This window comes from Nocardia noduli (genome assembly GCF_019038455.1).
Classification (GTDB): domain Bacteria; phylum Actinomycetota; class Actinomycetes; order Mycobacteriales; family Mycobacteriaceae; genus Nocardia; species Nocardia noduli.
On record NZ_JAFMPL010000013.1, the window covers coordinates 51215 to 76542 of the forward strand.

Here is a 25328-nt window from a genome sequence, read left to right on the forward strand (position 1 = left end):
CACCACGGTTTCCACCAGGAGGATGTCATGACCGAAACCGCTGAGAACATCACCGAGACCACCACGACGGATCCCCTGTCGACTCCGATGTCGATCGGTGTCGAGGCATACATATCCCCGGAATACGCCAAAGCCGAGGGCGACAAACTCTGGGCCAAGGTCTGGCAGCAGGTCGCCCGCGTGGAGGAGATCCCCAAGGTCGGTGACTTCCTGACCTACGAGATCGTGAACGACTCGATCATCGTGGTCCGCACCGCCCCCGACACCATCCGCGCCTACCACAACGTCTGCGCCCACCGCGGCCGCCGCCTGGTCGACACCCCGGCAGGAGCGCACGACGCGCGCGGACAAGCCCGCCAGTTCATCTGCGGCTTCCACGGCTGGCGCTACGACCTCGAGGGCAACAACACCTTCGTCGCCGAACGCGAGGACTGGACCTGCGGACTCACCGAACGCAACGACGGCCTCAACCACGTGAAGGTCGACACCTGGGGCGGCTGGGTCTGGATCAACATGGACCCCGAGGCCGAACCGCTGCGCGACTACCTCGAGCCCGCCGCGAGCCTGCTCGAACATTTCGAACTCGAGAAGATGCGCTACCGCTGGCGCAAATGGCTCACCTTCGACTGCAACTGGAAAGTCGCCTTCGAAGCCTTCATGGAGACCTACCACGTCCCCTACACCCACCCGGAATTCACGAATTTCGGTAGCTTCCTCGGGTGGGCCCGCCAGCAGGGCAAGCACAGCAACATCGGTTACGACGCGCCCAAGGGCATGGAAGAGAACCAGGCCAAGCTGCGCGTCGGCGGCGGTGACGACGCCCGTATCTCCACGGCGACCCTGCAGAACTTCACCTGGGAGAACGCCAACACCAACACCACCCGCACCCTCGTCGATGTCGCCAACCGGCTCGTCGACGAACTGCCGGAGGGCACACCCAGTGCCGAGGTGCTGCGCTACTGGCTCGAGACCTCTCGTGCCGAGGACCAGGCGCGCGGTGTCGACTGGCCCAAGGTGGAACCCGACGTCGTGGCCAAGGCGGGCACCGCCTGGCAGATCTTCCCGAACTTCCAGATCGGGCACGCGGTCAACAACATGCTCTGCTACCGGTTCCGGCCCTTCGGCGCCGATCCGGACAAGTGCGTCTTCGAGGCCGCGGTCTTCGAACTCTTCCCCGAAGGGCAAGAACCCGAGACCGAATGGGAATACACCCCCGTCGGCGACCCGGGGTGGCGCACCGTGCTCCCCCAGGACTTCGACAATATGGCCGCGGTCCAGCAGGGCATGAAGTCCAGGGGCTTCTCCGGCCCCAAACCCAATCCCTATCGCGAACGCAGCGTGGTCAACCTCCACCACGGCCTGGCCCAGTACATGGGCACCGGCGAACCACGCGACCTCGTCTGAATCACCACACCCAGCAAGGAAACCCGCATGACTGACTGCGCACCCACGCAGACCCCCGAGGTCGACATCGACGCACTTCGGGCGAAGTACCTCGGCGAACGCGACAAGCGTCTGCGCACGGAGGGCCAAGGCCAGTACCTGGTCACCGAAGAGGGGTTCAACGAGTTCTACGAGGGCGACCCGTACACCACGGTCGTTCCGCGGGAACCGATCGACGCCGAGATCGGCGTGGCGATCCTCGGCGGCGGGTGGGCAGGCCTGATCGCCGCGGCCCGGCTGGAAGAGGCGGGCGTCACCGACTTCCGGATCATCGAGCTGGCGGGCGATTTCGGCGGCGCGTGGTACTGGAACCGCTACCCCGGCATCCAGTGCGACACCGACAGCTACGCCTATCTGCCGTTGCTCGAGGAAACCGGCTACATGCCGAAGGAGAAGTACGCTCGCGGCGACGAGGCGTTCGAGCACGCGCAGCGCATCGGCAAGCACTACAACCTCTACGAGCGCGCGATCTTCTCCACGCTGACGACCTCCCTGGAATGGGATGAGGCGAGCAAGCTCTGGAATGTCGGCACCAATCGTGGCGACAACATCCGCGCCCACTACGTCATCATGGCGCAGGGCCCGTTCAACAAGCCGAAACTGCCCGGCATTCCCGGCATCTCGGAGTTCGAGGGGCACACCTTCCACAGCGCCCGCTGGGATTACGAGTACACCGGCGGCAGCCTGAAGGGCGGCCTGGACAAGCTGGCCGACAAGAAGGTCGCCGTGATCGGCACCGGTGCCAGTGGCATCCAGGTGATTCCGCATCTGGCGCAGTCCGCCGAGCACCTGTACGTCTTCCAGCGCACACCGTCCTACGTCTACGAGCGCGGCGATGTGCCCACCGATCCGGATTGGGCCGCCACGGTGCAGCCGGGTTGGACCCGTGAGCGCAAGCGCAACTTCCACACCGCGGCCTTCGAGGCGTTCGCCCCGGGCCAGGCAGACCTGATCTGTGACGGCTGGACCGAGGTGAGCCGCAACCTGGAGGCGCACATCAGCGCCACCGGCCAGTGGGCGACGCTGACTCCCGAGAAGTTCATGGAGCTGCGCGAAGCCGAGGACTACAAGGCGATGGAGCGGGTCCGCAACCGCGTCGACGAGATCGTGAAGGATCCCGCGACCGCGGCGGCGCTCAAGCCCTACTACCGGTTCCTGTGCAAGCGGCCCGTCTTCAACGACGATTACCTGCCGACCTTCAACCGCGACAACGTGACCCTGGTCGATGTGTCCAAGTCCAAAGGCGTGGAACGCATCACGGCCAAGGGCATCATCGCCGACGGTGTCGAGCACGAGGTCGACGTCATCATCTTCGCCAGCGGTTTCGAGATCACCACCGATCTGGACCGTCGCCTGGGCATCGCGCCGTTCACCGGCCGCGACGGCCTCTCGCTCTACGAGCACTGGGCGGGCGGCTACAAGACCCTGCACGGCCTCACCACCCGCGGATTCCCGAACGTGTTCTTCACCGGGTTCATCCAGGGCGGCGTGACCGCGAGCACCACCGACATGTTCGACCAGCAGGCCAACCACATCGCCTACATCCTGTCGAAGGCGTACGAAACCGGTGCCGCCACGGTCGAACCCACCGCGGAAGCGGTCGAGGAATGGTGCACCACCATCCGCGAGTCGGCGGTCGACAACACCACCTTCCAGCGCGAGTGCACGCCCGGCTACTACAACAACGAGGGCGAGAAGACCATCAAGTCGCACCTCGGTGACCCGTACTGGCCCGGCTTCTACGCCCTCGAGGACCTGTTCCAGGCGTGGCGCGACGCGGGAGACCATCAGGGCCTCGTCCTGGACAAGTGACGATCGCAGAAGGAGGAGATCCAGTGTCGGAACTCAGATTCGACGATCGAGTTGCCGTGATCACCGGCGCGGGACGCGGGCTCGGGCGTGAATACGCCCTGCTGCTCGCGTCACGTGGCGCCAAGGTGATCGTCAACGACCCCGGTAGCAGCGTGCGCGGCGACAGTGTCGAAGTGGACGCCGCCGCCGAGGTGGTCGCGGAGATCGAAGCGGCGGGCGGTATCGCCGTCGCGTGCACGGAGTCGGTGGCGACCCCCGAAGGCGGCCGTGCGATCATCGAATCGGCCATCAAGAATTTCGGCCGGATCGATATCCTCGTGCACAACGCGGGCAATGTCCGCTACGGCTCGCTGCGCGAGCTGAGTTACGAGGATTTCGACGCGGTACTCGATGTCCACCTGCGCGGGGCGTTCCATGTCGTTCGCCCGGCGTTTCCGTTGATGGCCGACGCGGGCTACGGCCGCGTCGTGCTCACCTCGTCTATCGGCGGGTTGTACGGCAATCAGGGCGTCGCGAATTACGCGGTGTCGAAGTCGGCCATGATCGGTTTGTCCAATGTGATCGCCCTGGAGGGCGCCGAATCCGGTGTGCGCAGCAATATCATCGTGCCCGCCGCGGTGACCCGGCTGGCCGACGGACTCGACACCTCGGCCTACCCGCCGATGGGTCCGGAGCTGATCGCTCCGACCGTCGGTTGGCTCGCCCACGAAACCTGTTCGGTCACCGGCGAAATGCTGGTGGCCGTCGGGGGTCGGGTGGCACGGGCGTATATCGCCGAGACACCGGGGGTCTATCGACCCTCATGGTCCATCGATGAGGTCGGCGAGCAGATCGACGCGATTCGCGATACCGCGGATTCGTGGGTCTTCCCCGCGACCACAGGACACGTAGAACACCTCAGGAAGAGTTTCGCGCTAGCCACGGAGGCAGGCCAGCATGTCGGTTAAAGTTTACGAACGCATTCTCCAGCTATTCGAAGCGGAGGGCATCAACACGATTTTCGGTATCCCCGATCCGAACTTCGTGCACATGTTCCATCTCGCCGAAGAACGCGGTTGGAATGTCATCGCACCCCATCACGAGGAATCCGCCGGATTCATGGCCGAGGCCGTGTCCAGGATGACCGGCAAGGCCGCGGTCTGCATCGGCACCCTCGGCCCGGGTGTGGCCAACCTCGCGGGCGCGATGATGTGCGCCAAGGTCGAGAATTCGCCGGTGATCTTCCTGGGCGGTCAGCGCGCCAGGATCACCGAGCAGCGGGTACGCCGCGGACGGATCCAGTTCGTCAAGCAGGCCGCGCTGTTCGAGCCGTCGGTGAAGTACTCCGCCAGCATCGAATACGCGGACCAGACCGACGAGATCATCCGCGAGGGCCTGCGCAAGGCGCTCGGCGGCACCCCGGGACCGGTCTACATCGAATACCCGTCGCACGTCATCCTCGAAGAGCTGGATGTGCCGGATCCGGTGCCGCCGTCGCGCTACCGCCTGGTCGGGCAGACCGCGGGCGCCGACGTGATCGCCGAAGCCGTGGAACTGATCCGTGCCGCCAAGCAGCCGGTGCTGCTGGTCGGACACGGTGTGCACACCACCCGCTCCGGTGAGTCGGTCCGGGCGCTGGCCGAGGCGATGGCCTGCCCGGTGATCCAGACCTCCGGCGGCACCTCCTACATCGAGGGCCTCGAGGATCGCACCTTCCCGTACGGCTTCTCGCCCTCCGCGGTCGAAGCGGTCGTGCAGTCGGATCTGTGCCTGGCCATCGGCACCGAACTCGGTGAGCCGGTGCACTACGGTCGCGGTCGGCACTGGGTCGCGAACGAGGCGAACCGCAAATGGATTCTGATCGAACAGGATCCGTACGCGTTCGGCGTCAACCGCCCGATCGACGTTCCGCTGGTCGGCGACCTCCGTGCCGTCGTCCCGCAGCTGGTCGAGGCGCTGAAGGACACCCCGCGCACCGCGACGCCGGAGCTGGCGGGCTGGATCGAGCAGGACGCCGCGCGTCTGGCCGAACTGGCCGAGACCGCGCCGTCCGGGATGACCCCCGTGCACCCCGCGCGTCTGATCGTGGAGGCCACCAAGGCGTTCCCGGCCGACGGCATCATGGTCCGCGACGGTGGCGCCACCACGATCTTCGGCTGGACCTACTCCCAGGCCAAGCCGCACGACGTGATCTGGAACCAGAACTTCGGTCACCTCGGCACCGGTCTGCCCTACGCCGTCGGCGCCTCGGTCGCCGAGGGCCGCAAGCGTCCGGTCATGCTCGTCACCGGTGACTCGTCGATCCAGTTCCAGATCGCGGAGCTGGAAACCGCTGTGCGGCTGGGTCTTCCGCTGGTCGTCGTGGTCGCTGTCGACTACGCGTGGGGCCTCGAGGTCGGCGTCTACAAGCGCACCTTCGGTCAGGGCTCGCTCGAGACCGGCGTGCACTGGGGCACCGAGACGCGACTGGACAAGGTCGCCGAGGGCTTCGGCTGCTACGGCGAGTACGTCGAACGCGACGAGGACATCGCACCGGCCATCAAGCGGGCGTACGCCAGCGGCAAGCCGGGCCTGATCCACGTGGCCGTCGACCCCAAGGCGAACTCGGAAGAAATGCCCAGTTACGACGAGTTCCGCACGTGGTACGCGGAAGGGACACAGTAGTCATGAGTGATCTGACAACGTTCTACATCGGCGGCAAGTGGGTCGAGCCCGCGGGCACCGAATTCTTCGACGTGGTGAATCCGGCCACCGAAGAGGTTTTCGGTCGCGTCGCACAGGGCACGGCCGAGGATGTCGACCGTGCCGTGACAGCCGCCCGCGCGGCGTTCACCACCTGGTCGGCGACCTCGGTCGACGAACGGCTCGCGGTGCTGCGCGCCATCGACGCGGAGTTCGGCAAACGCCGCGACGACCTCGGCGCGGCACTCACCCAGGAGATGGGCGCGCCCGCCGCGCTCGCCAACGGCTTCCAGCTCAATCTCCTTGCCGGACATCTCGGTACCGCGATCGGCATCCTGGAGAACTTCTCCTTCGAGGAGCAGCGTGGCGCCACGCTGATCGCCAAGGAGCCGATCGGTGTCTGCGGGCTCATCACCCCGTGGAACTGGCCGCTGAGCCTGATCGCCGTCAAGGTGTTCCCGGCCCTCGCGGTCGGCTGCACCGTGGTGCTCAAGCCCTCCGAGCAGTCGCCGTTCTCCGCGCAGATCTTCGCCGAGATCCTGGACGCCGCGGGTGTTCCCGCCGGCGTGTTCAACCTGGTGCAGGGTGACGGACCGAGTGTCGGTGTGCCGCTGTCGTCGCATCCCGATGTCGACCTGATCTCGTTCACCGGTTCCACCCGCGGTGGCATCGAGGTCGCGAAGAACGCGGCGCCGAGCGTCAAGCGCGTCACCCAGGAACTGGGCGGCAAGAGCGCCAATATCGTGCTCGACGACGCGAACCTGGCGGCCAACGTCGGCGCCGCGATCGGCCCGCTCATGATGAACTCCGGCCAGACCTGTAGCGCGCTCACCCGCATGCTGGTCCCGGCGGCTCGGATGGACGAAGCCATCGCCGCGGCGAAGGAAGCGACCGAGCAGGTGACGGTCGGCGATCCGAACGGTGACGCGGTCATCGGCCCGGTCGTCTCGGGCCCGCAGTTCGAGAAGGTCCAGTCGCTGATCCAGAAGGGCATCGACGAGGGCGCGACCCTGGTCACCGGCGGCGTCGGCCGTCCGGACGGCCTCGACACCGGCTACTACGTCAAGCCGACCGTCTTCGCGAACGTCACCAACGATATGACGATCGCGCGCGAAGAGGTCTTCGGGCCGGTGCTGTCCATCCTCGGATACGACAGCGTCGACCAGGCCGTCGAGATCGCCAACGATTCCGAATACGGTCTCGCGGGCAATGTCGCGGGCGCCGATCTGGAGCAGGCACGCGCGGTGGCACGTCGTATCCGCGCCGGCTACGTCACGATCAACGACGCCTTCGACTTCGGTGCGCCCTTCGGCGGCTACCGCAAGAGCGGAAACGGCCGCGAGTGGGGCGAATTCGGATTCGACGACTACCTGGAGATCAAAGGCATCCTCGGGTACGCGCCGGATACTTCGGCATAGTTCGAGACAGAGATGAGTGTCGTGCCCGAAGAAGTGCAGGCGCTGCTCGACAAGCAGAGCATCCGCGAGCAGATCGTGCGTCTGGCCCGCGGCGAGGACCGCAGGGACGCGGTGGCCATCACCGCGTCCTTCTGGAAGGACGCCACGACCGATTTCGGTATTTTCTCCGGATCGTTCGACGATTATCTGAATTGGGTGGTGCCGGGATCGCCCGCGGTGATCCTCACCCAGCACATGCTCGGTCAGACCCTGGTCGAGCTCGATGGCGATATCGGACTGGCCGAAACCTACGTCGACGCGTACCACCGCGTCGACATGGGTGAGGGCGAGCGCGATATCTCTCTCGGCGGGCGCTATCTCGACCGTTTCGAACGGCGTGACGGTCAGTGGCGCATCGCCAAACGCACCATGCTCTACGACTGGGTTCGCGAAGGCGGCGACGCGGCGGACTGGTCGAAGGGCATCCTGGGTGCGGAACTGACCGGCCGTCGCTATATCGGCCGGACGTCGGGTGATCACAGCGTGACGTTCTTCGGCACGCGGGCTTCTTCGTGACCACGTTGTCCGGCAAGGTGGCTGTCGTCACCGGGGCCAGTCGCGGTATCGGTAAAGGTATCGCGCTGGCCCTGGCCGAACAGCACGCCACGGTCTACCTCACCGGCCGGACCGCCACGCAGGGATCGCATCCGCTCCCCGGCAGTCTGGCCGAGACGGCGAATGAATGTGATCGCCGGGGCGGCAAGGGAATCGCCGTCAAAGTCGATCACGCGAACGACGACGAGGTCGCTGCCCTGTTCGAACGCGTCGAGCGTGAACAGGGCAGTCTCGACATCCTGGTCAACAACGCGTTCGCGCTCCCGGAAGATCTCACGGCCCCCGAGCCGTTCTGGGAGAAGCCGCTGTCCAATTGGGAGATGGTCGACGTCGGGGTCCGCTCGAATTTCGTCGCCGCCCGGCACGCCGCCCGTCTCATGACACCGCGCGGCAGCGGCCTGATCGTCGCGATCTCCGGGTACACCGGCGTGGCCTACACCTACGGCGTCGTGTTCGGCACCGCGAAATCCGCGGTCGACCGGATGGCGCGGGATATGGCCGTGGAACTGAAACCGCATGGCGTGACCTCGATCTCGCTGTGGCAGGGGCTGACGCTCACCGAGCGCGCGCAACGCAATCTCGCCGCGCTGCCCGGATTGAGCGGACAGTCCGCGACGCGTCCGCAGGACAGTTGCACACCGGAATTCCCCGGCCGCGTCATCGCCGCCATGGCCTCCGATCCCGACGTGCTCGCCCGATCCGGCGGCACGTTCATCACCGCCGAACTCGCGCGGGAATACGACGTCACCGATATCGACGGGTCGGTGATCCCGTCGCTGCGCGCGACTCGCGGCGCACCGATCTGGTCGCCGGTATGACCGGGCCCGCATCCCGATTCACAGATCCACCAGGGAGAAGATCATGACCTCTACCGATACGGACCGTCAGGCCCGCCTCGAATCACTGCTCGACCGCCAGGATATCCTCGATGCCCTGACCCGATTCAGCCGCGGCATGGACCGTTTCGACAGGGAACTGTTCCTCTCCGCCTTCCACACCGACGCCACCATCGCCGCGGGCGACTACGTCGGCGGACCCACCGATCTGTACGACTGGGCCTCGGCCATGCACGAGACCGGCCAGGTCGCCACCCACCACAACCTGCTGAACCACACCTGCGACCTCGACGGCGACACCGCCCACACCGAGACCTACTACCTGTTCGTCGGACGCAATCGCGACGAGAGCAACTGGATCGCGGGCGGACGCTACATCGACCGTCTGGAGAAGCGCGACGGACAATGGCGTATCGCGCTGCGCACCAACGTGATCGAGTGGTCCGGCCTGGTGCCCACCATGCCGATCCCCTTCGCCGACGTTCCGGATATCCACCAGAACGGCGCCCCGTCGCGCAGCGGCGACGACCCGTCCTACCGCCGCCCGCTCACCAATACGCGCGCACCGCATATTCCCGCCTGAGCACACGGCGGGCATGACAGCGAGGATAACGGTAGGCATGTCCGACATCACATTCGAGAAACTGAGCGACAACGTCGGTATCGAAGTGCTCGACGTCGACGTGGACCGACTGCTGAACGACGACGAGATTCCCGCGTGGTGCCTCGACGCCCTCGACACCTACGGCGTGCTGCTGTTCCGTGAACTGAACGCCGACGACGACGCCCAGGTGGCGTTCGGCAGGCGACTGGGCGAACTGGTGAAGTTCCCGCAGTACGCCAACCCCGAAGTCATGGAGATCAGTTTCGATCCCGCCAACCCGAGCGCGAAATACTTCGGCGCCAACGATCATTGGCATCTGGACGGATCGCTGGACGAGATCCCGGCCAAGGCGTCGATCATGTCGGCGCGGGTGATCGCCGCCGTCGGCGGGGAGACCGAATTCGCCAGCACCTACGCGGCCTACGACGCGCTGACCGAAACCGAGAGGCAGCGGTTCGCCGAATTGCGGGTCGCGCACAGCATGTCGGGAGTGCAGAGCCGAGCGAACCCGAATCCGACGCCGAAACAGGCGGCGGACTGGGCGCGCTGGCCCGTGCGCGAGCATCCACTCGTGTGGAACCACGAAAACGGCCGACGCTCACTGGTTTTCGGCGCGACCGCGGCACATGTCGTGGATATGGACCTCGACGAGGGCAAGGCGCTCCTGCTCGATCTCGAGCAGCGGGCGACCGCCCCGGATCGGGTGTACCGGCACACCTGGACCGTCGGCGACATGGTCATGTGGGACAACAGGGGCCTGGTGCACCGCGCCTGCGAATTCGACCGTTCGGAACCGCGCCGCATGCATCGGACCACCCTCGCGGGCGAGGAGGCGATCGGATGAGTTCGCGCACCGCCATCGTCACCGGGGGCGCGTCGGGTATCGGCGCGGCCATCGCCTCGCGGCTGGCCGCCGACGGAAATATGGTGGCCGTCTTCGATCTCGACGGTGAGGCGGCCGCCACCATGGCCGCCGAACTCGAGCGGGCGGGCGGTAAATCCGTCGGCCTCGCCGTCGACGTCACCGATCGGGCCGCGATCGACGCGGGCATCGACGAGGTGCGCTCGCGACTCGGCAGGCCGACCATCCTGGTCACCAGCGCGGGACTGAGTCTGGAGAGCAATTTCCTCGACGTCACCGCGGAGATGTGGAACAAGTCGCTCGCGGTGAATCTCACCGGAACCTTCGACTGCTGCCAGGCTGTGCTGCCCGACATGATCGAGGAACGCTGGGGACGTATCGTCACCATCTCCTCGTCGAGCGTGCACAGCGGATCCGCCTGGCTGGCAAGCTATGTCGCGGCCAAATCCGGTGTCGTCGGCCTCACCAAATCCCTCGCCTTGGAATTCGCCAGGCACGGGATCACCGTGAACACCGTCCCACCGGGTTTCATCGACACCCCCATGTTGCAGCAGGCGGTGGAACGGGGCTTCTTCGACGTCGAGAGCCAGACCGAACGCACCCCGGTCGGTCGCATCGGCCGTCCCGAGGATATCGCTTCGGCCTGCGCCTACCTGGTCAGCGAGGAAGCCGGTTACATCACCGGCCAGATCATCGGTGTCAACGGCGGGCGCAACACCTAGAGAACGTCGTCCAGGGGGAACGTGGGCGACGCCGGTCGGGCCGGGCCCGATCCGAAACCGCTTGTACGCGCTGGGATTCGCGTGCAATGACGAACGGATCGAGCCCGCCCGATCGTCGATTCCCTGGACGAGATCGCGGCGGATTCCACGCCGCGATGCCCTGAGGGCCGGGACGCCGGCCTCGACAGCTGGGGCCGGTCCCGCCGGGCGGGCGGGACCGGCCCGAGCACGAAGGCGAAGCGCTCAAAACCCGCGCAGGCGCATCCATTTCGTCATGATCCACTTCTCCCCCGCGATCACCGGTTCGCCGCAATGGCGGGTGAGCGAATCGAGCTGGCCCACCCCGTTGCGGTATCGGAAGTAGAGCGCGTCACCCTTCTTCGGCGTGACCGACAGGCCCGCCTCCGGAAAGGCCGTCGCGCCACCGGCTTCGACCTCGTTGAGGTAGACGATCAGTGTCGAGACCCGTTGCCCGGCCGTCGCGACGTGTTGCCAACTGCCGGGATCCTCCGGCGGGAAGTAGTCGAAGTGCGGGCGATATTCGCCGCCGACGCCGTAGCGCAGAATCTGCAAACCCTCACCGTGCTCCAGCGGCGAGTTCATCAGTGCCGAGGTCCTGCGGTCCAGTCGATCGATGAACTCGTCCTCACCGCGCTGGAACACCGTGCCCTCGCTGGTGCGGTTCGCGATCGCCTCGTCCGCGCCGGTCGCGCCGTTGACGGTGGTCGAGCGCTTCAACCGGTGCCGCGACCGTTCGATCATTTGATCGCACTCCTGCGTCGAGAGCACGTCACCGAACAGAACCACCTGCGGTCGCCGGATACGCGTCAAGACCCGAACATCCCGGTCGTGCGCGTGAATGACGTTGTCGCTCGACACCGGGCACTCGTCGTACACGTATTCGGGATTCGGCTCCCGCGCGATCGGCTGCGCGGTCTCGCCTCCCAGGACCCGCTTCACGGCGGAATCCGCCGCGGCTTCCTCGAAGCCTGCCCCCACCATGGCGCTAACGATCGTCTCCACCCGGCAACCGCGATCCACGTTCTCGGCCAGCCAGTTCCGCCAGTCACTGTCTAGTTTGATTGCCATTTCTTTTGTGCCCCACAAAGTCAGACGAGCCAGCTCTCACGACGGTAGTACTGGGAGTCCGGGTCGTCCCATTCGTCGTCGTCGCTGGGAGCGACATAGCCGTGAGCCTGTCGAGACGCGGCCGAGCGAGCGATCGACTCACGTTGTTCGCGGGCCTCGGCCTCCAGCCGCTCTCGCTCGGCGCGAGCTGCGGCCTCGGCCTGCGCTGCTCCGCCCGTCTCGGCGGCGGCTTCTGCCAGCTCGCGTTCCTCCCGAGCTTGCCGTTCCTCGGCCAGGACCTGTTCGATCGCACCCTGATAGGCAGCCTCGATCTCGCGTTTGCCGTGCTCCAACTCATCCAGCTGCGATTGTGATCGGCGCCGGAAATCCTCATCGGCGTACTCGATTTCCCTCGCGTAATCCATCGTGTTCACACCTCGCCCGGTTCCAGCACTTCTTCACAGATCACAGCGGGCCTGCCTCAGCCAACACGGCACCCGATCGGCCCGGCTGCTGATCGGCGACCGGCGCCGTCTCGGGCGTATGCTCGCCATCCTGCGTACCCGTCTTGTTGCCGGTCGGCGGCACAGTCACGTTCGGAGTTCCCGCAGCCGGAGCCCCCTCGGACGGCGTCCCGGAGGTGGGGGTACCGGCAGCCGGTGTCCCCGAGGTCGGGGTACCGGTAGTCGGGGAACCAGTGGTTGGAGTTCCCGAGGTCGGGGTACCGGGGGTCGAGGGCGTCTCGGATTTCTTCTCCTCGTCGGAGATGATCGGGATGCCGTTGGAATCCAATTTCACGCTGTACTCATGAGTCTTGCCGTCCGGACCGGTCTCGACCAACTTCGGCTGCCCGTCGGCGCCGATCTCGAGTTTGTACTCCTTTCCGGCAAGGGTGAATTCGGCCAACGTGCCCTTCTTGTCGTCGTCTTTCTTGTCGTCGTCCTTCTTGTCGTCGTTCTCCGTATCCTTGGTCAGGTCCTCGATGGCTTCGGAGATCGTGCTGGTCAACGTGGTCAAACCGCTCGAGGCTGCCGCAGTCAGCGCGGTGGCCGCGGAAGACAGAGTCGTGGTGAGCGTGGAAGCCAGGCCACTGAGAGCGGTATTGGTCGCCGACGGCGTTCCAGTCGTCGGGGTTCCGGTGGTCGGTGTTCCCGTCGTCGGTGTCCCGGTGGTCGGCGTTCCCGTCGTCGGCGTTCCCGTCGTCGGTGTCCCGGTGGTCGGCACACCTGATGTCGGACTCGGCGACGGCCCGGACGACGGACTGGGAGGCGGCGTTGTGGCCGTCTCCTCAGCCGGTCGCGAGTACGAGTCTTGATCGAGTTGGTCGAGCGCTGCCTGAACCGTCTGATACTGCGCCTTGATGTGGTCGTCTACCGACTTGCACTTGTTGACGAATCCATCCAGTTTCGCCGTGAAGTCGGGTTTGAATTTCTTCTCCAACCAAGTGTCGACCGTCTTCTGAGCGAGCTCACCATTCGGGGTGACCCGTTCGAATCCGAGCGTGTGACTGCCATCGTCGACATAATTCTTCTTCGAGGTGTCATTCCCGTCCATCTCGCTTCGGACTTCAGGAAAATTGTCGTACACCCAGCAGACCTGGTCGTAACTGATCCAGTCCGTGGCAGTGTGGATATCGACCATCTTCGCCACATCATCCGGCGTCCGACCATCGATTTTCACCGGGAGCTCGCCGACCACCCCTCGAGCCGACTTACCATCGATCTCTACCGCGATATTTCCGACCGGCGTGAGGAGTGCGAGCGTATATTCCGCTTTGCTCTCGACAGCGCCCCGCGCGCTGTTGATGAATGCTTCGATCGCAACGATCGATGCCTTGAATTTCTTCCGATCGGTTTCCGCGGCACTGGTCTGCTCGCCGACCATTCTCAACGCCAGGCCGGCCGCGGTAGTCCCACTCCACACGTTCGGCAGCCGATTCGCGATGGCGCGCTGGTTCTCCGACTCCGTGTCGGCAACGCCGAGAATCGTATTCAGCGCGCCTGCGGTGGTCGCGAGCTTAGCCAGGTTCATTCCACGCTGCTCGTCATACTTCGCCTCGAGGTCTTTGACGCTGTACTTACAATCATCAGGCCACGCTTTGATAAAATGTGGATGAAACTGTTCCCAGTACTGCAAGCCCCAAGAACCGATGTCGAGAATTTCATCGACGTTGGCCGTGCCCATATTACCGCCCCTGCCGGTTATTGTTTATCGGTCTTATGGGCGTTGAGCGCGTCGGTGTTTCCATAGGCGATGGAACTCTTTCCGAACGCGGCGCCGGTTGCCTTCGTCGCCGTACTCCAGTGCAACAACCACATACCGACCTTCTCCAAAGCCGTGTTCATGGCAGCACCTTGTTGCTCATAATTCCGCCCGGCCTCGCACTCTCCGTTGTTGGTGCCACTGCCCCACAGGTTGTCGGTCGCCGTCTTGACCATGGCTTCCACAGCCCCACCCGACTGCTGCATCCCGGCACCGAGCGTCGCCAGGTTCGCTGTGTCGACGTTGAGCGTAGTCATTGGTCTCCTCCCTGCTGATCCCCGCCTGGTGACGAGCCCGCGCAGAACTTCGGTTACTCGTTTGGACGCGACCGGGGCCTGATCGGTTCCCTCGAATCCGAGGCCGCCGACTCGGGGCGCACGCTGGGAAATCTACTGGGCGGGATCGGAAGGTTCAATCGCGGCCGTGGCGGTCAGCGACGCGGGACTGTGACGAACGGGCGGCTCGGGCTCTGATTCAGCCGCCCGAGGTCGTCCCCGACTCGACAGGAGGCTGGCTACGATCGGCGTGTGTCGGAGAACCCCGCGCAGGCGGCGCGCAATCGATTCCTGATCTGTTCGACAGTGCTGGATCCCGTTGCCGGGCATCGGTTCTGGCTCGACTTCCACCTGCGGCAGGCCGAGTCGATCATGCTCTTTCTGGACGACCCGGGCAAGCGGGCGGAGTTCGAGGAGTTGGTCGGGGATCGGCCGGTGCTGGTGCTGGACGGGGCCGGGGATCGCACGGACAACACTCCGTCGGCGGTGGTTCGGCGAATCATCGCGAATACGCAGGCCGCGGTGACCCATGCGGTGGAGCACGGGTTCGATTGGGTGGCAGCGGTGGACAGCGATGAACTGCTCTACGACGAGAGCGGTGGGGCTTGGCGGGATCAGGAGCGGGTGGGGCAGGTGACGTTCGCGAACCACGAGGCAGTGCCGGTGGACCACCGGCCGGAGAACTGCTTCGCCGAGTGCACGCTGTTCCGGGTCAACGGGCGGACCGATTTCATGGCATACGGCAACGGCAAGAGCGCGGTGCGCGTATCGCCCGGGGTCCGCGCCGGTATTCACGAATTCCACGACTACGCGGGTGAGCATCACGTGGCGATCGGGCCGGTGATCCTGCACTATCCGAATCCGTCGTTCGAGAGCTGGGTGGCGAAATTCGGCAACCACGGGGAGTTCTCGAATTTCTGGTGGGACGATCCGAATTTGCCGATCCAGTTGCAGTTCATGTTGCGGTCGCGGGATCTGGTGCACCGAGCCTCGGCGAGCGCGGATTGGGTGGAGGCGCGCGCGTATTTCCGGTCATGGATTCCGGATGACGCGAGTCGGGAGCGGATGCTGGCGGCCGACGAGTTGCGGGTGTACAGCCCGGTGACGCAGTTGCTGCGGGCGGATCCGGAGCGTTTGAAGAACGCGTTGCTGGCGACGCTGGCTCAGCGTTCGGAGTGACGGGGCTGCGCGACACACCCTAATATCGACATGCTCGCGGGATGGGGAGGAGACGGAATTGACTGTCGGTGGACGGGTGCTCGGCGACCGGAAGGTCGCGTTGATCACCGGGGCGGGCGGAGTGCTGGGCAATGCGTTCTGCCAGGCGCTGTACACCGAGTACGACATCGTGGCCGTACATCGGACGCGGACACCGGCGGTACCGACGCAATACGAGTGGTTCGTCGACCCGTTCGACCCCGAAGCCGAACTGCCGGAGAACGATTCGCGCGTCTACCTGCTCGAGTCCGACCTGAACGAGCCGGGCGAGGTGGAGCGGGTCGTCGATCTGGCGCTGGCACGGTTCGGCACGGTGGATCTGCTGATCAACAATGCCGCGCACACGACGTTCCACGGGCGGGGCGTGGTCGACGGCGATACGGCGCTGGACGATTTCGACAACCACTTCCACACGAATGTCGCTGTGCCACTGCGCTTGGCGACGCGGCTGGCGCAGCGCCGCTGGCTGCACGATCGCGAGACGAACCTGGCGCGCAATCGCAATGTGGTCAACGTGTCGAGCATGTCCGGCACCGAGGTCCATGAAGGCGGGCAGGCGCTGTACGGCGCGTCCAAGGCGGCGCTCAACCATCTGGGCAGGCACCTGGCCGTCGAGTTCGAGGAATTCGGGGTTCGCGTGAATACCATCGCGCCCCGAGCGTTTCCGACATCGGTGCCCACCGAGAAGGTGCTGCTGTCGATCCTGGAATTGGACCGCGGCCGCATGACCGGCGGGGTGTACGCGATCGAAGGTCCGCTCGAAACCGAGGAACCGACCGGGCGACATACCCTGACCGCGACACCCGCACCGCTGACCACCACCGCCACACCGAACTGACGCGAGAGAAGCCGACCGGGTTCGATCGGACGTATTCCCCAGGTGCCCTGGTCGGTGCGGGCGGTCTCCCGGCCGCGTCATCGCGTTCTCGACGCCTCCAAGTCGAAGGTCCACGGCAGATCCAGCCACCGACGTGAAAGGTTCGACCATGGACACAGCACGCACGGAAATCATTGCCAGAGCGGTTGTCCGGCGAGACGGCGACATCCTTCTCGTCAAGCAACGAGCGAAGAACTGGTCGTTCCTGCCCGGAGGGCACGTCGAACCCGGCGAACGCGTAGAAGTGGCGCTGATTCGCGAAATCGCCGAAGAACTGGGCACGGACGCGAAGATCACCGGATTCGTCGGCGTGGTCGAACACGGCTACGTCGAGGACGGCACCCCGCATCACGAACTGAACCTCGTCTTCGAGGTCACCATCGCAGACCCGGAGCCGACGAGCCGGGAAGACCACATCGAATTCCATTGGCTCCCGATAACCCGACTCATCGACACCGATATCCGTCCCGCCGCACTGAAGAACGCGCTACTGGTCGCCGATCGCGACTCGGCGCAATGCTGGCACGCCTGGAACGGGTAACCACCCGACGAGGCTGCACACCTGCGGACATCGAAGGCGCCGAGTCGGGCGGGACTTCGACGATGACGGATTTCACCCCAATCCGCGACCCAGGCCGCACAGAATGTCAAGAGTTCGCCCGGTGTCTTGTCGCAGGCTGGTGGGCGCCGACGGGGCCATCGTCGGTCACCAGGAGAGAGGCAACGACATGACCGAGCACCGGATCGATGAGCGTGAGACATGGGAGGCCTACGTCGCGTCGTGGAAGGCGGGGACCGAGACGGAGAAGAAGGCGCTCTTCGCCGAGGCCCTGGCACCCGACTGCGTCTACACCGACCCGATATCCAGGACACAGGGGTGGGACGAGCTGATCGCCTACATGATCGACTTCGACCGGCAGGTTCCCGGCGGCCATTTCGTCACCCGACGCTTCCAGGTCCACCACCGAGCCTGCCTGGCACTGTGGGACATGGTCGCCGGCGACGGGACAGTACTCAGCGATGGGATCAGCCACGGGCAGTTCGGAGACGATGGCAGGCTGGTCGCCATGACCGGCTTCTTCGACACCCCCGAGCAGTGATCCGGTGAACTACCTCGACCGGCTTCAGCTCGGAGTCGACCACATCGAAGCCGAGCTGGACTTCGAGCTGTCGCCGGCCGAGGTGGCCCGGGCCGCGGGGGTGAGTCGCTGGCATTTCCAGCGGATCTTCTCAGCGGTCACCGGCGAGACGCTCAAGTCCTACATCCGCTCCCGTCGCCTTGCCCGATCGCTGGAGCGCTTGGCGTGCACCGACACGCGGATCATCGATATCGCCATCATGGCGGGTTTCGAGTCCCAGGAGACCTTCACCCGAGCCTTCCGCAAGGCGTTCGACATGACCCCCTACCAGTTCCGCAAACTCGGGCGACGCAACCTGTTCCTCCGCAAAGCCCGGTTCGACGCCGACTACCTCCACCACATCACCACCAACCTCACCATGGAACCGGAGATCATCGAGCAGAAGCCGATGACCCTGGTCGGGATGCGCACACATTTCTTCAGCGTCGACAGCGAGAAGAACAACATCGCCGACCAACTCCCACCCCTGTGGGCCGCCTTCCTCGCACGGCTGGACGAGGTGGAGCACCGCAGCGGCCCCGAGGCCTACGGCGTCGTCCGTTCGGAGAACCCCGACAGCGACCGCCTCGTGTACGACGCCGCCGTCGAGGTCTCGAGGATCGTCACGTTGCCCGAGCACATGCTCCGCTTCGACGTGCCCGCCGCCACCTACGCACGCTTCACCCACCGTGGTCCGGCCACCGACCTGAACCTCACGGTGAACTACGTCTACTCGACGTGGTTGACCAGCTCCGACCATCACCACACCTACGGCCCGGATTTGGAGATCTACGGCGCGGGATACCAGCCCGACAGCCCCGACTCGGTCATGGGCTACGCCATCCCCATCGGCTCGGGACCATAACTCGGCCGCCGATGTGGCAACCCACCTCGAGTCCACCGGCTCGATACCGTCCGATCTGCGGCGGTTCGCTTCCGAACAGGCGACAGAAAGCCGGGGCCGGTCCCTCCGCGTGGAGTGGACCGGCCCCGATCATCCGATTCTTCGAACCGACGATATATCAGGAAACCCCGAGATCGCGCGCGATGATCATCTTCATGACCTCACTGGTGCCCGCGTAGATCCGCGCCACCCTGGCGTCGGTGTAGAGCCGGGCGATCGGATATTCCATCATGTAGCCGTAGCCGCCGAACAGTTGCAGGCAGCGGTCGACCACCCTGGCCTGCACCTCGGTGCAGAACAGTTTGGTCCGGGCCGCGTCCGCACCGGACAGCTCGCCGTCGACCAGGTCGGCGACCGCCCGATCGATCATGGTCTGGGCGGCCTCGACCTCGGCCGACATGGCGGCCAACTCGAATTTGGTGTTCTGGAACGAGGACACCGGTGTGCCGAAAGCCTTACGCTCCCTGGTGTATTCGATGGTCGCGTTGATCGCGGCGCGGGCCTGGGCCACCGAGCCGACGGCGACCGTCATGCGCTCCTGCGGCAGGTTGTGCCCCAGGTAGCCGAAGGCCGCGCCTTCCTCGCCGAGCCGGTTCTCGACCGGAACACGCACATCCTCGAAGGACAGCTCCATGGTGTCCTGCACCTTGCAGCCCATCTTCTCCAGCATGCGGCCGCGGGTGAAACCGGGCATTCCGCCTTCGACGACGAGCAGGGTGAGCCCGGCGCGACGGTTGTCCGGATCGGTGGACGTGCGCGCGACCACGATCACCAGGTCCGCGAGCAAGCCGCCGGTGATGAAGGTCTTGGCGCCGTTGAGGATGTAGTGGTCGCCGTCGCGGACCGCGGTCGAGCGCATACCCGCCAGATCCGAGCCGGTGCCGGGTTCGGTCATGGCGACGGCGGTGAGCAGGTCACCGTTCACCATGCCGGGGAACCAGCGTTCGCGCTGCGCGGCGTCGGCGTACTCCAGGAAGTACGGCAGGATGACGTCGAGCTGGGTGCGCACGGTGCCGAGGGTGACCAGCGCACGCGCGGCCTCCTCCTGCAGGATCACGTTGTAGCGGTAGTCACGCGATCCCCCGCCGCCGTATTCCTCCGGCAGCGCGAAGCCGAGAATGCCGAGACCGCCCATCTCGCGGAAGATCTCGCGGGGCATCTGCCCGTCCTTCTCCCACTGGGCGTAGTTCGGGGCGATCTGCTTTTCGATGAAGCCCCGGACAAGTTGCCGGAACGCCTCGTGGTCTTCGGTGAAAAGGTCGCGGCGCACGCCGGTTCCTCCGTTCGGGAGAGAGGTTCAGGAAATCAGTTCGATCACGGTGGCGTTGGCGGTGCCGCCACCCTCGCACATGGTCTGCAACCCGTACCTGATCCCGTTGTCGCGCATGTGGTGGATCAATCTGGTCATCAGCACCGCGCCGGAACCACCGAGCGGGTGGCCGAGTGCGATGGCACCGCCGAGCGGATTGGTCAGCGCGGGGTCGGCGCCGGTTTCGGCCAGCCACGCCAGCGGGACGGGCGCGAACGCCTCGTTCACCTCGAAGGCGCCGATATCGCCGATCGACAGACCGGTTTTCGCCAGCACCTTCTCGGTCGCGGGGATGGGTCCGGTGAGCATGAGGACCGGATCCGAACCGGCCACCGCGCCACCGACATAACGCGCCAGCGGCGTCAGGCCGAGTTCGCGCGCCTTCTCCGGGGTGGTCAGCACCAGCGCGGCCGCGCCGTCGGAGATCTGCGAGGAGTTACCGGCGTGGATGACCCCGTCCTCCTGGAAGGCGGGCTTGAGATTGGCGAGTTTCTCCACGGTGGTGCCGCGGCGGATGCCCTCGTCCTGGTTCACCACACCGGCTTCGGTTTCCACCGCGACGATCTGGTCGGCGAAAGCGCCCGCGTCCTGCGCGGCGGCGGCCCGCTCGTGCGACAGCGCCGAGTACTCGTCGACCCGGGTGCGATCGAAACCCCACTTCTGGGCGATCAATTCGGCGCCGATGCCCTGGTTGAAGACGAAGCCGTCGTAGCGGGCCAACGCCTTCGGGCCGTACGGCGCGCCGTCACCCTTGGCCGCGCCCAGCGGCACCCGGCTCATCGATTCGACACCGCCCGCGACGACCACGTCCTGCTGACCCGACATCACGGCCTGGGCCGCGAAATCCAGGGCCTGCTGGCTCGATCCGCACGCGCGGTTCACGGTGGTGCCGGGAATGCTCTCCGGCCAGCCCGCGGCGAGTACGGAGTAGCGGCCGATATTGCTGGACTGGTCGCCGACCTGGGAGACGCAGCCCCAGATGACGTCGTCGACGACGGCCGGGTCCAGCCCGGTGCGCGCGGCGAGCGCCTGCAACACGTAGGCGGACAGATCCGCCGGATGCACGGCCGCCAGGCCGCCGTTACGTTTACCGACAGCGGTGCGAACCGCCCCGGCGATGACTACTTCACGCATCAGTTCTCCCGTTCTCGGATTTCATGGCGCCGTCGGCGGTCCGGATCGGCGGACGTTCGATCAGCCAGCGCCCGGTGTAACTGGGTTCACGCCGCCCGGCGAAGGCCGCGAAGGCCTCCTGGGCATCGGCGGTCGCGAAATTGAGTCCCTGCGCCCGTGCCTCGGCGGCGAGCGCGTCGCGATGAGTCGACGACGCGCCCTCGTTCAGTAATGCTTTGATCTGGGCGAGCGCGACCGGAGGTCCCGCGGCCAGACGTGCGCCGAGATCTGCGACGTGAGCGTCGATCTCGGTCGCGGGCACCACCCACGTCACCAGACCGAGTTCGCGCGCCTGCTCGGCGTCGATGTCCTCGGCGAGCAACGCCAGCCGCTTGGCCTGCTGCAAGCCGACCAGTTTCGGCAGCAGCCAGGATCCGCCGAGATCCATCGAAAGCCCACGCCGCGCGAAGATCTGCGAGAACTTCGCCTCGGGGGTGGCGACCACGAGGTCACATCCGAGGGCGAGGTTCCAGCCCGCGCCGACCGCGACGCCGGTGACCTTGGCGACGGTCGGCAGCGGCAGTTCGTAGAGCAGCGCCGCCACGTCGGTGAGCGCGCGCATCCGATAGATCGGATGCGCGTTGTCCGGCACCGAGATGTCAGCGCCGGAACAGAAGGCGTCGCCCGCGCCGGTGATGACCAGTGCCCGCACCGAACGGTCGGCGGCGACCGCGCGCAACGCGTCGGCCAGCGCCGTCCACAGCGCGGCGTCGATGGCGTTCTTGCGGTGCGGCCGGTTCAGGGTGAGGGTGCGGACACCCTCGTGATCGGCGCTCAGTAGGACGGGTTCGGCGGTCATCGCCGCTCCTCGGCAGAACCCAGCCCCTCGGCAGAACCCAGCCCCTCGGCAGAACTCGGCGCGTCGGCAGAACTCGGCGCATCGGCAGAGCCCCGCCCGTTGGCGGAACCCTGTACCTTCGCCGACTCCCGCACTCCGGCCGGGCCGATCGCGCCCGCATCCCGCAGTCCAGCGATATCGGCCGCACTGCAACCGATTTCGCCGAGCACCGTGTCGGTATGCGCACCGAGACCCGGCACCGCGCCCATCGGCGGTTCGAAACCGTCGATCACGGCGGGCGGCAACAGCGACGGGATGGGCCCGTTCGGGGTGTCGATGGTGCGCCAGCGATTCCGCTCGACCAACTGCGGGTGGTCGACGACCTCGCTCGGCTTGTTGTAGCAGGAGTTGCCGATGCCCGCGTCGTCGGCGATCTTCTGGATCTGGGCCAGGTCGTGGCGCAGACACCAGGCCCCGATGGCCTCGTCGAGTTCTTCGCGATGGCGCGTCCGGTCGGAATTGGTGCGGTATCGCTCGTCGGCGGCCAGATCCGGGCGGCCGATGATATCGGTCGCCAGTCGCCGCCACTCCCGGTCGTTGGTGGTGCCGAGGACGACGGTGCGGCCGTCGGCGGTCGCGAACGCGCCGTAGGGGGCGACCGCGGGCGAACTCATGCCGAGCGGCAGCAGGTCGATGCCCGAATGCCGCGCGTAGGTCAGGTGATAACCCATCATCTCGGCCATCGTGTCGAACAGGCTGACCGCGATGGTGTTGCCGGTCCCGGGGCCGGAACCCACCGCACCGCGGCCGCGACCGGCCAGCTGCGCCAGAATCGACAGTGCCGCATACAGTCCCGTGGTCACGTCGGCCACCGGCGGTCCCGGCTTGGCCGGAGCGTCGGCGGTGCCGGTCACCGCGCACACCCCGGATTCGGCCTGGACCAGCAGATCGTAGGCGCGTTTGTGCGACAGCGGTCCGCCCGCGCCGAATCCGTCGATCTCCACCGAGATCAGATCGGGATGCCGCTGCGCCAGGTCCGTCGGCGACAGGCCGAGCCTGGCCGTCGCGCCCGGCGCGAGGTTGGAGACCAGCACATCGGCGCGATCGAGCAGACGGTGCAGGATCTCCACGCCCGCTTCGGATTTCAGGTCGAGGGTGACCGATTCCTTACCCCGGTTGACCCAGACGAAATGCGCGGCCTGGCCGTTGACGACATCGTCGTAGTACCGCGCGAAATCACCGCCGTCCGGATTCTCCACCTTGATCACCCGCGCGCCGAAATCGGCGAGGGTGCGGGTACACATCGGCGCCGACACCGCCTGCTCCAGCGCGACGACGGTGATACCGGCCAGCGGGCCCGGATTACCGGACCCGCTCGGGGGGATGTCCTGCGGGGAGGCAGTCATCAGATGACCGTGCCGCCGTCCACCGGCAGCACCTGGCCGGTGATGAAGGACGCGGCGTCGGAGGCGAGGAATACGAACGCGCCCGCGACCTCTTCGGGTTCGGCCCAGCGGCGCAGCAGGATTCGGTTGAGCATCTGCTCGGAGAACTTCTCGTTGGTGCGGATGGTCTCGGTCATCGGCGTGGCCGCCAGCGGCGCGAGGGCGTTGACGAGAATCTGCTTGCGCGCCAATTCCTTGGCAAGCGATTTGGTGATGCCGATGATCGCGGCCTTGGCGGCCGAGTAGTTCACTTGACCGAGGGTGCCGACCAGGCCCGCGGCGGAGGTCACGTTGATGACGCGGCCGGTGCCGTCGGTCGGCAGGAATTCCAGCGCGGCCTGGGTGCAGTTGATGGTGCCCATCACGTGGATGTCGAACATCTTCTGCACCGATTCGGCGGTGGTGTCCTTGAACATCGCGGGCGCGGTGATGCCCGCGTTGTTCACCACGATATTCAGCGTGCCACCGGTCAGCGCGGCCGCGGCCGCCGCCGCGGCGCCCGCGGCCTCACGATCGGAGACGTTCAGGGCGAAGCTGGAGGCGGTCCCGCCGTTGGCGTTGATCTTCTCGGCGACGGCGGCGGCCGCGTCACCGTTCAGATCGCTGACGAGCACCGCGGCGCCCGCGTTGGCCAGCGCCTGGGCGACGGCCGAGCCGATACCGCCCGCGGCGCCGGTGACCAGGGCGGAACGCCCGGTGAGGTCGAACAACGTCTGCTGTGTCATCAGTAGCTCCTCGGCAATCCAAGAACGTGCGAACCCAGGAAGTTCAAGATCATTTCCTGGCTGACCGGGGCGATCTTCATGACCCGCGACTCCCGGAAGTAACGCGATACGTGGTACTCCTCCGAATACCCCATACCGCCGTGGGTCTGTAGCGCCCGGTCGGCGGCGGTGAAGCCGGCGTCGGCGCACAGGTACTTGGCCGTATTCGCCTCGCGCCCACAGGATTTCCCGTTGTCGTAGCGCCAGGTGGCCTTGCGCAGCATCAATTCGGCCGCGTCGAGCCTGGCCAGCGAATCGGCCAGCGGGAACTGGATGCCCTGGTTCATGCCGATCGGACGGTCGAACACGACGCGCTCGTTGGCGTAGCGCACCGCGCGATCGAGCGCGACGCGGCCGAGACCCAGCGCTTCGGCGGCGATGAGCATACGCTCCGGGTTCAGGCCGTCGAGCAGGTATTTGAAGCCCTGACCCTCTTCACCGACGCGGTCCTCCACCGGGACGCGCAGATCGTCGATGAACACCTCGTTGGAGCTGACGGCGTTGCGGCCCATCTTCTTGATCGGCCGGATGTCGACGTGCGCGCGGTCCAGATCGGTCAGGAACAGCGTCATGCCGTCGGTCTTCTTGGTCACCTCGTCGTACGGGGTGGTGCGCGTCAGCAGCAGAATCTTCTCCGATTCCAACGCCTTCGAGATCCACACCTTGCGCCCGTTGATGACATAGTGGTCGCCGTCGCGGCGCGCGAATGTCGTGATGCGGGGGGTGTCGAGTCCCGCGGTCGGCTCGGTGACGCCGAAACATACGTGCAGATCACCGGTCGCGATGCGCGGGAGGGTGCGCTTCTTCAGTTCTTCCGAGCCGTGCACGACCACCGGATGCATACCGAAGATCGACATGTGGATCGAACTCGCGGCGTTCATGCCGCCGCCGGATCGCGAAACTTCTTCGGCCAATATTGTCGCTTCGGTGATACCGAGGCCGTGGCCGCCGTATTCTTCTGGAATGGTGATCCCGAGCCAACCGCCGCTGGCGACCGTGTTGTAGAACTCCGTGGGGAATTCGTGCGCCAGGTCTTTTTCCATCCAGTACTGGTCGTCGAATTTGCGGCACAACTCCGCCACCGACTTGCGGATCAGCTCCTGATCCTCGGACAGTTCGAAATTCATGCCCTCGCTGTTGGTCTCACCGGACACATCCGCACCTCCACTTTCCTCTGATCGGGTT

Annotated in this window: 25 protein-coding genes; 15 read left to right on the plus strand and 10 right to left on the minus strand. The window is 65.9% G+C overall.

The window, feature by feature from the left end; genetic code table 11:
- The first annotated feature begins 27 nt into the window (after window positions 1-27).
- Genes JZ792_RS10715 through JZ792_RS10760 form a run of 10 tightly spaced genes read left to right on the plus strand, consistent with a single transcriptional unit; the run spans window position 28 to window position 10952 of the window.
- Window positions 28-1404 carry an aromatic ring-hydroxylating oxygenase subunit alpha gene (locus JZ792_RS10715; RefSeq protein ID WP_216909463.1) on the plus strand — a complete coding sequence of 459 codons (1377 nt, stop codon included), beginning with the start codon at window positions 28-30 and terminating at the stop codon, window positions 1402-1404.
- Window positions 1405-1431: 27 nt separating this feature from the next.
- Window positions 1432-3255 (plus strand): flavin-containing monooxygenase, encoded by a 1824-nt coding sequence (locus JZ792_RS10720; RefSeq protein ID WP_216909465.1) that lies wholly within the window; start codon window positions 1432-1434, stop codon window positions 3253-3255.
- 23 nt (window positions 3256-3278) lie between these two features.
- A complete protein-coding gene (locus tag JZ792_RS10725; protein ID WP_216909467.1) occupies window positions 3279-4202 on the plus strand; it encodes an SDR family NAD(P)-dependent oxidoreductase in 924 nt (307 codons plus the stop codon).
- The gene (locus JZ792_RS10730) at window positions 4192-5898 is read left to right on the plus strand and encodes a thiamine pyrophosphate-binding protein (RefSeq protein WP_216909469.1); all 1707 of its coding nucleotides are present in this window, start codon (window positions 4192-4194) and stop codon (window positions 5896-5898) included. Before JZ792_RS10725 ends, JZ792_RS10730 begins: the two co-directional genes overlap by 11 nt.
- A gap of 2 nt (window positions 5899-5900) precedes the next feature.
- Window positions 5901-7334, plus strand: a complete 1434-nt coding sequence (locus JZ792_RS10735) for an aldehyde dehydrogenase family protein (RefSeq protein WP_216909471.1) — start codon at window positions 5901-5903, stop codon at window positions 7332-7334.
- 12 nt (window positions 7335-7346) lie between these two features.
- Complete coding sequence (locus tag JZ792_RS10740) at window positions 7347-7889, plus strand: nuclear transport factor 2 family protein (RefSeq protein WP_216909473.1); 543 nt, start codon at window positions 7347-7349, stop codon at window positions 7887-7889.
- On the plus strand, window positions 7886-8746 hold the full coding sequence (locus JZ792_RS10745) for an SDR family NAD(P)-dependent oxidoreductase (protein ID WP_216909475.1): 861 nt from the start codon (window positions 7886-7888) through the stop codon (window positions 8744-8746). Before JZ792_RS10740 ends, JZ792_RS10745 begins: the two co-directional genes overlap by 4 nt.
- Window positions 8747-8789: 43 nt before the next feature.
- Window positions 8790-9347: a nuclear transport factor 2 family protein gene (locus JZ792_RS10750; protein ID WP_216909484.1), complete on the plus strand. Its 558-nt coding sequence runs from the start codon at window positions 8790-8792 to the stop codon at window positions 9345-9347.
- A 37-nt stretch (window positions 9348-9384) separates the two neighbouring features.
- The gene (locus tag JZ792_RS10755) at window positions 9385-10212 is read left to right on the plus strand and encodes a TauD/TfdA dioxygenase family protein (RefSeq protein ID WP_216909486.1); all 828 of its coding nucleotides are present in this window, start codon (window positions 9385-9387) and stop codon (window positions 10210-10212) included.
- The gene (locus JZ792_RS10760; protein WP_109530448.1) at window positions 10209-10952 is read left to right on the plus strand and encodes an SDR family NAD(P)-dependent oxidoreductase; all 744 of its coding nucleotides are present in this window, start codon (window positions 10209-10211) and stop codon (window positions 10950-10952) included. Before JZ792_RS10755 ends, JZ792_RS10760 begins: the two co-directional genes overlap by 4 nt.
- A gap of 243 nt (window positions 10953-11195) precedes the next feature.
- On the opposite strand, the gene JZ792_RS10765 is transcribed toward JZ792_RS10760, so the two are convergent.
- The 4 genes from JZ792_RS10765 to JZ792_RS10780 are packed head-to-tail and all read right to left on the minus strand — an operon-like array spanning window position 11196 to window position 14539.
- Window positions 11196-12041, minus strand: coding sequence for a 2OG-Fe(II) oxygenase (locus tag JZ792_RS10765; RefSeq protein ID WP_216909488.1), 846 nt, complete (start codon window positions 12039-12041; stop codon window positions 11196-11198).
- 20 nt (window positions 12042-12061) lie between these two features.
- On the minus strand, window positions 12062-12445 hold the full coding sequence (locus tag JZ792_RS10770) for a hypothetical protein (RefSeq protein ID WP_216909490.1): 384 nt from the start codon (window positions 12443-12445) through the stop codon (window positions 12062-12064).
- A gap of 40 nt (window positions 12446-12485) precedes the next feature.
- Complete coding sequence (locus tag JZ792_RS10775; protein ID WP_216909492.1) at window positions 12486-14204, minus strand: hypothetical protein; 1719 nt, start codon at window positions 14202-14204, stop codon at window positions 12486-12488.
- A gap of 17 nt (window positions 14205-14221) precedes the next feature.
- Window positions 14222-14539, minus strand: a complete 318-nt coding sequence (locus JZ792_RS10780) for a hypothetical protein (protein ID WP_216909493.1) — start codon at window positions 14537-14539, stop codon at window positions 14222-14224.
- 270 nt (window positions 14540-14809) lie between these two features.
- On the opposite strand from JZ792_RS10780, the gene JZ792_RS10785 reads away from it, so the two are divergent.
- The 5 genes from JZ792_RS10785 (at window position 14810) to JZ792_RS10805 (ending at window position 18635) form a co-directional block, all read left to right on the plus strand.
- Entirely contained in the window at window positions 14810-15736 is a 927-nt protein-coding gene (locus JZ792_RS10785) for a hypothetical protein (protein WP_216909495.1), read from the plus strand.
- Between the two features lie 58 nt (window positions 15737-15794).
- Window positions 15795-16613 carry an SDR family NAD(P)-dependent oxidoreductase gene (locus JZ792_RS10790; protein ID WP_254189625.1) on the plus strand — a complete coding sequence of 273 codons (819 nt, stop codon included), beginning with the start codon at window positions 15795-15797 and terminating at the stop codon, window positions 16611-16613.
- Between the two features lie 148 nt (window positions 16614-16761).
- On the plus strand, window positions 16762-17193 hold the full coding sequence (locus tag JZ792_RS10795) for an NUDIX domain-containing protein (RefSeq protein WP_216909497.1): 432 nt from the start codon (window positions 16762-16764) through the stop codon (window positions 17191-17193).
- Window positions 17194-17380: 187 nt separating this feature from the next.
- Complete coding sequence (locus tag JZ792_RS10800) at window positions 17381-17752, plus strand: nuclear transport factor 2 family protein (RefSeq protein WP_216909499.1); 372 nt, start codon at window positions 17381-17383, stop codon at window positions 17750-17752.
- A gap of 4 nt (window positions 17753-17756) precedes the next feature.
- A complete protein-coding gene (locus JZ792_RS10805) occupies window positions 17757-18635 on the plus strand; it encodes an AraC family transcriptional regulator (RefSeq protein ID WP_216909501.1) in 879 nt (292 codons plus the stop codon).
- Between the two features lie 157 nt (window positions 18636-18792).
- On the opposite strand, the gene JZ792_RS10810 is transcribed toward JZ792_RS10805, so the two are convergent.
- Genes JZ792_RS10810 through JZ792_RS10835 form a run of 6 tightly spaced genes read right to left on the minus strand, consistent with a single transcriptional unit; the run spans window position 18793 to window position 25270 of the window.
- Window positions 18793-19944, minus strand: coding sequence for an acyl-CoA dehydrogenase family protein (locus JZ792_RS10810; protein ID WP_216909503.1), 1152 nt, complete (start codon window positions 19942-19944; stop codon window positions 18793-18795).
- A gap of 27 nt (window positions 19945-19971) precedes the next feature.
- The gene (locus JZ792_RS10815) at window positions 19972-21117 is read right to left on the minus strand and encodes a thiolase family protein (protein WP_216909505.1); all 1146 of its coding nucleotides are present in this window, start codon (window positions 21115-21117) and stop codon (window positions 19972-19974) included.
- Entirely contained in the window at window positions 21110-21955 is an 846-nt protein-coding gene (locus tag JZ792_RS10820; protein WP_216909513.1) for an enoyl-CoA hydratase/isomerase family protein, read from the minus strand. The genes JZ792_RS10815 and JZ792_RS10820 overlap by 8 nt, the downstream gene beginning before the upstream one ends.
- Entirely contained in the window at window positions 21952-23340 is a 1389-nt protein-coding gene (locus JZ792_RS10825) for a CaiB/BaiF CoA transferase family protein (RefSeq protein ID WP_216909515.1), read from the minus strand. Before JZ792_RS10825 ends, JZ792_RS10820 begins: the two co-directional genes overlap by 4 nt.
- Entirely contained in the window at window positions 23340-24104 is a 765-nt protein-coding gene (locus JZ792_RS10830) for an SDR family NAD(P)-dependent oxidoreductase (RefSeq protein WP_109530458.1), read from the minus strand. The genes JZ792_RS10825 and JZ792_RS10830 overlap by 1 nt, the downstream gene beginning before the upstream one ends.
- The gene (locus tag JZ792_RS10835) at window positions 24104-25270 is read right to left on the minus strand and encodes an acyl-CoA dehydrogenase family protein (RefSeq protein ID WP_216909606.1); all 1167 of its coding nucleotides are present in this window, start codon (window positions 25268-25270) and stop codon (window positions 24104-24106) included. The genes JZ792_RS10830 and JZ792_RS10835 overlap by 1 nt, the downstream gene beginning before the upstream one ends.
- Between the last annotated feature and the right edge of the window lie 58 nt (window positions 25271-25328).

Excerpts from the sequence above, each read along its gene's own strand:
- JZ792_RS10740 (WP_216909473.1), top strand. The coding sequence starts at position 7,347 with ATGAGTGTCGTGCCCGAAGAAGTGCAGGCGCTGCTCGACAAGCAGAGC.
- JZ792_RS10820 (WP_216909513.1), bottom strand. The coding sequence starts at position 21,955 with ATGACCGCCGAACCCGTCCTACTGAGCGCCGATCACGAGGGTGTCCGC.
- JZ792_RS10755 (WP_216909486.1), top strand. The coding sequence starts at position 9,385 with ATGTCCGACATCACATTCGAGAAACTGAGCGACAACGTCGGTATCGAA.
- JZ792_RS10735 (WP_216909471.1), top strand. The coding sequence starts at position 5,901 with ATGAGTGATCTGACAACGTTCTACATCGGCGGCAAGTGGGTCGAGCCC.
- JZ792_RS10775 (WP_216909492.1), bottom strand. The coding sequence starts at position 14,204 with ATGGGCACGGCCAACGTCGATGAAATTCTCGACATCGGTTCTTGGGGC.
- JZ792_RS10720 (WP_216909465.1), top strand. The coding sequence starts at position 1,432 with ATGACTGACTGCGCACCCACGCAGACCCCCGAGGTCGACATCGACGCA.
- JZ792_RS10730 (WP_216909469.1), top strand. The coding sequence starts at position 4,192 with ATGTCGGTTAAAGTTTACGAACGCATTCTCCAGCTATTCGAAGCGGAG.
- JZ792_RS10830 (WP_109530458.1), bottom strand. The coding sequence starts at position 24,104 with ATGACACAGCAGACGTTGTTCGACCTCACCGGGCGTTCCGCCCTGGTC.
- JZ792_RS10815 (WP_216909505.1), bottom strand. The coding sequence starts at position 21,117 with ATGCGTGAAGTAGTCATCGCCGGGGCGGTTCGCACCGCTGTCGGTAAA.
- JZ792_RS10750 (WP_216909484.1), top strand. The coding sequence starts at position 8,790 with ATGACCTCTACCGATACGGACCGTCAGGCCCGCCTCGAATCACTGCTC.
- JZ792_RS10715 (WP_216909463.1), top strand. The coding sequence starts at position 28 with ATGACCGAAACCGCTGAGAACATCACCGAGACCACCACGACGGATCCC.
- JZ792_RS10780 (WP_216909493.1), bottom strand. The coding sequence starts at position 14,539 with ATGACTACGCTCAACGTCGACACAGCGAACCTGGCGACGCTCGGTGCC.
- JZ792_RS10800 (WP_216909499.1), top strand. The coding sequence starts at position 17,381 with ATGACCGAGCACCGGATCGATGAGCGTGAGACATGGGAGGCCTACGTC.
- JZ792_RS10770 (WP_216909490.1), bottom strand. The coding sequence starts at position 12,445 with ATGGATTACGCGAGGGAAATCGAGTACGCCGATGAGGATTTCCGGCGC.
- JZ792_RS10795 (WP_216909497.1), top strand. The coding sequence starts at position 16,762 with ATGGACACAGCACGCACGGAAATCATTGCCAGAGCGGTTGTCCGGCGA.
- JZ792_RS10825 (WP_216909515.1), bottom strand. The coding sequence starts at position 23,340 with ATGACTGCCTCCCCGCAGGACATCCCCCCGAGCGGGTCCGGTAATCCG.
- JZ792_RS10835 (WP_216909606.1), bottom strand. The coding sequence starts at position 25,270 with ATGAATTTCGAACTGTCCGAGGATCAGGAGCTGATCCGCAAGTCGGTG.
- JZ792_RS10760 (WP_109530448.1), top strand. The coding sequence starts at position 10,209 with ATGAGTTCGCGCACCGCCATCGTCACCGGGGGCGCGTCGGGTATCGGC.
- JZ792_RS10765 (WP_216909488.1), bottom strand. The coding sequence starts at position 12,041 with ATGGCAATCAAACTAGACAGTGACTGGCGGAACTGGCTGGCCGAGAAC.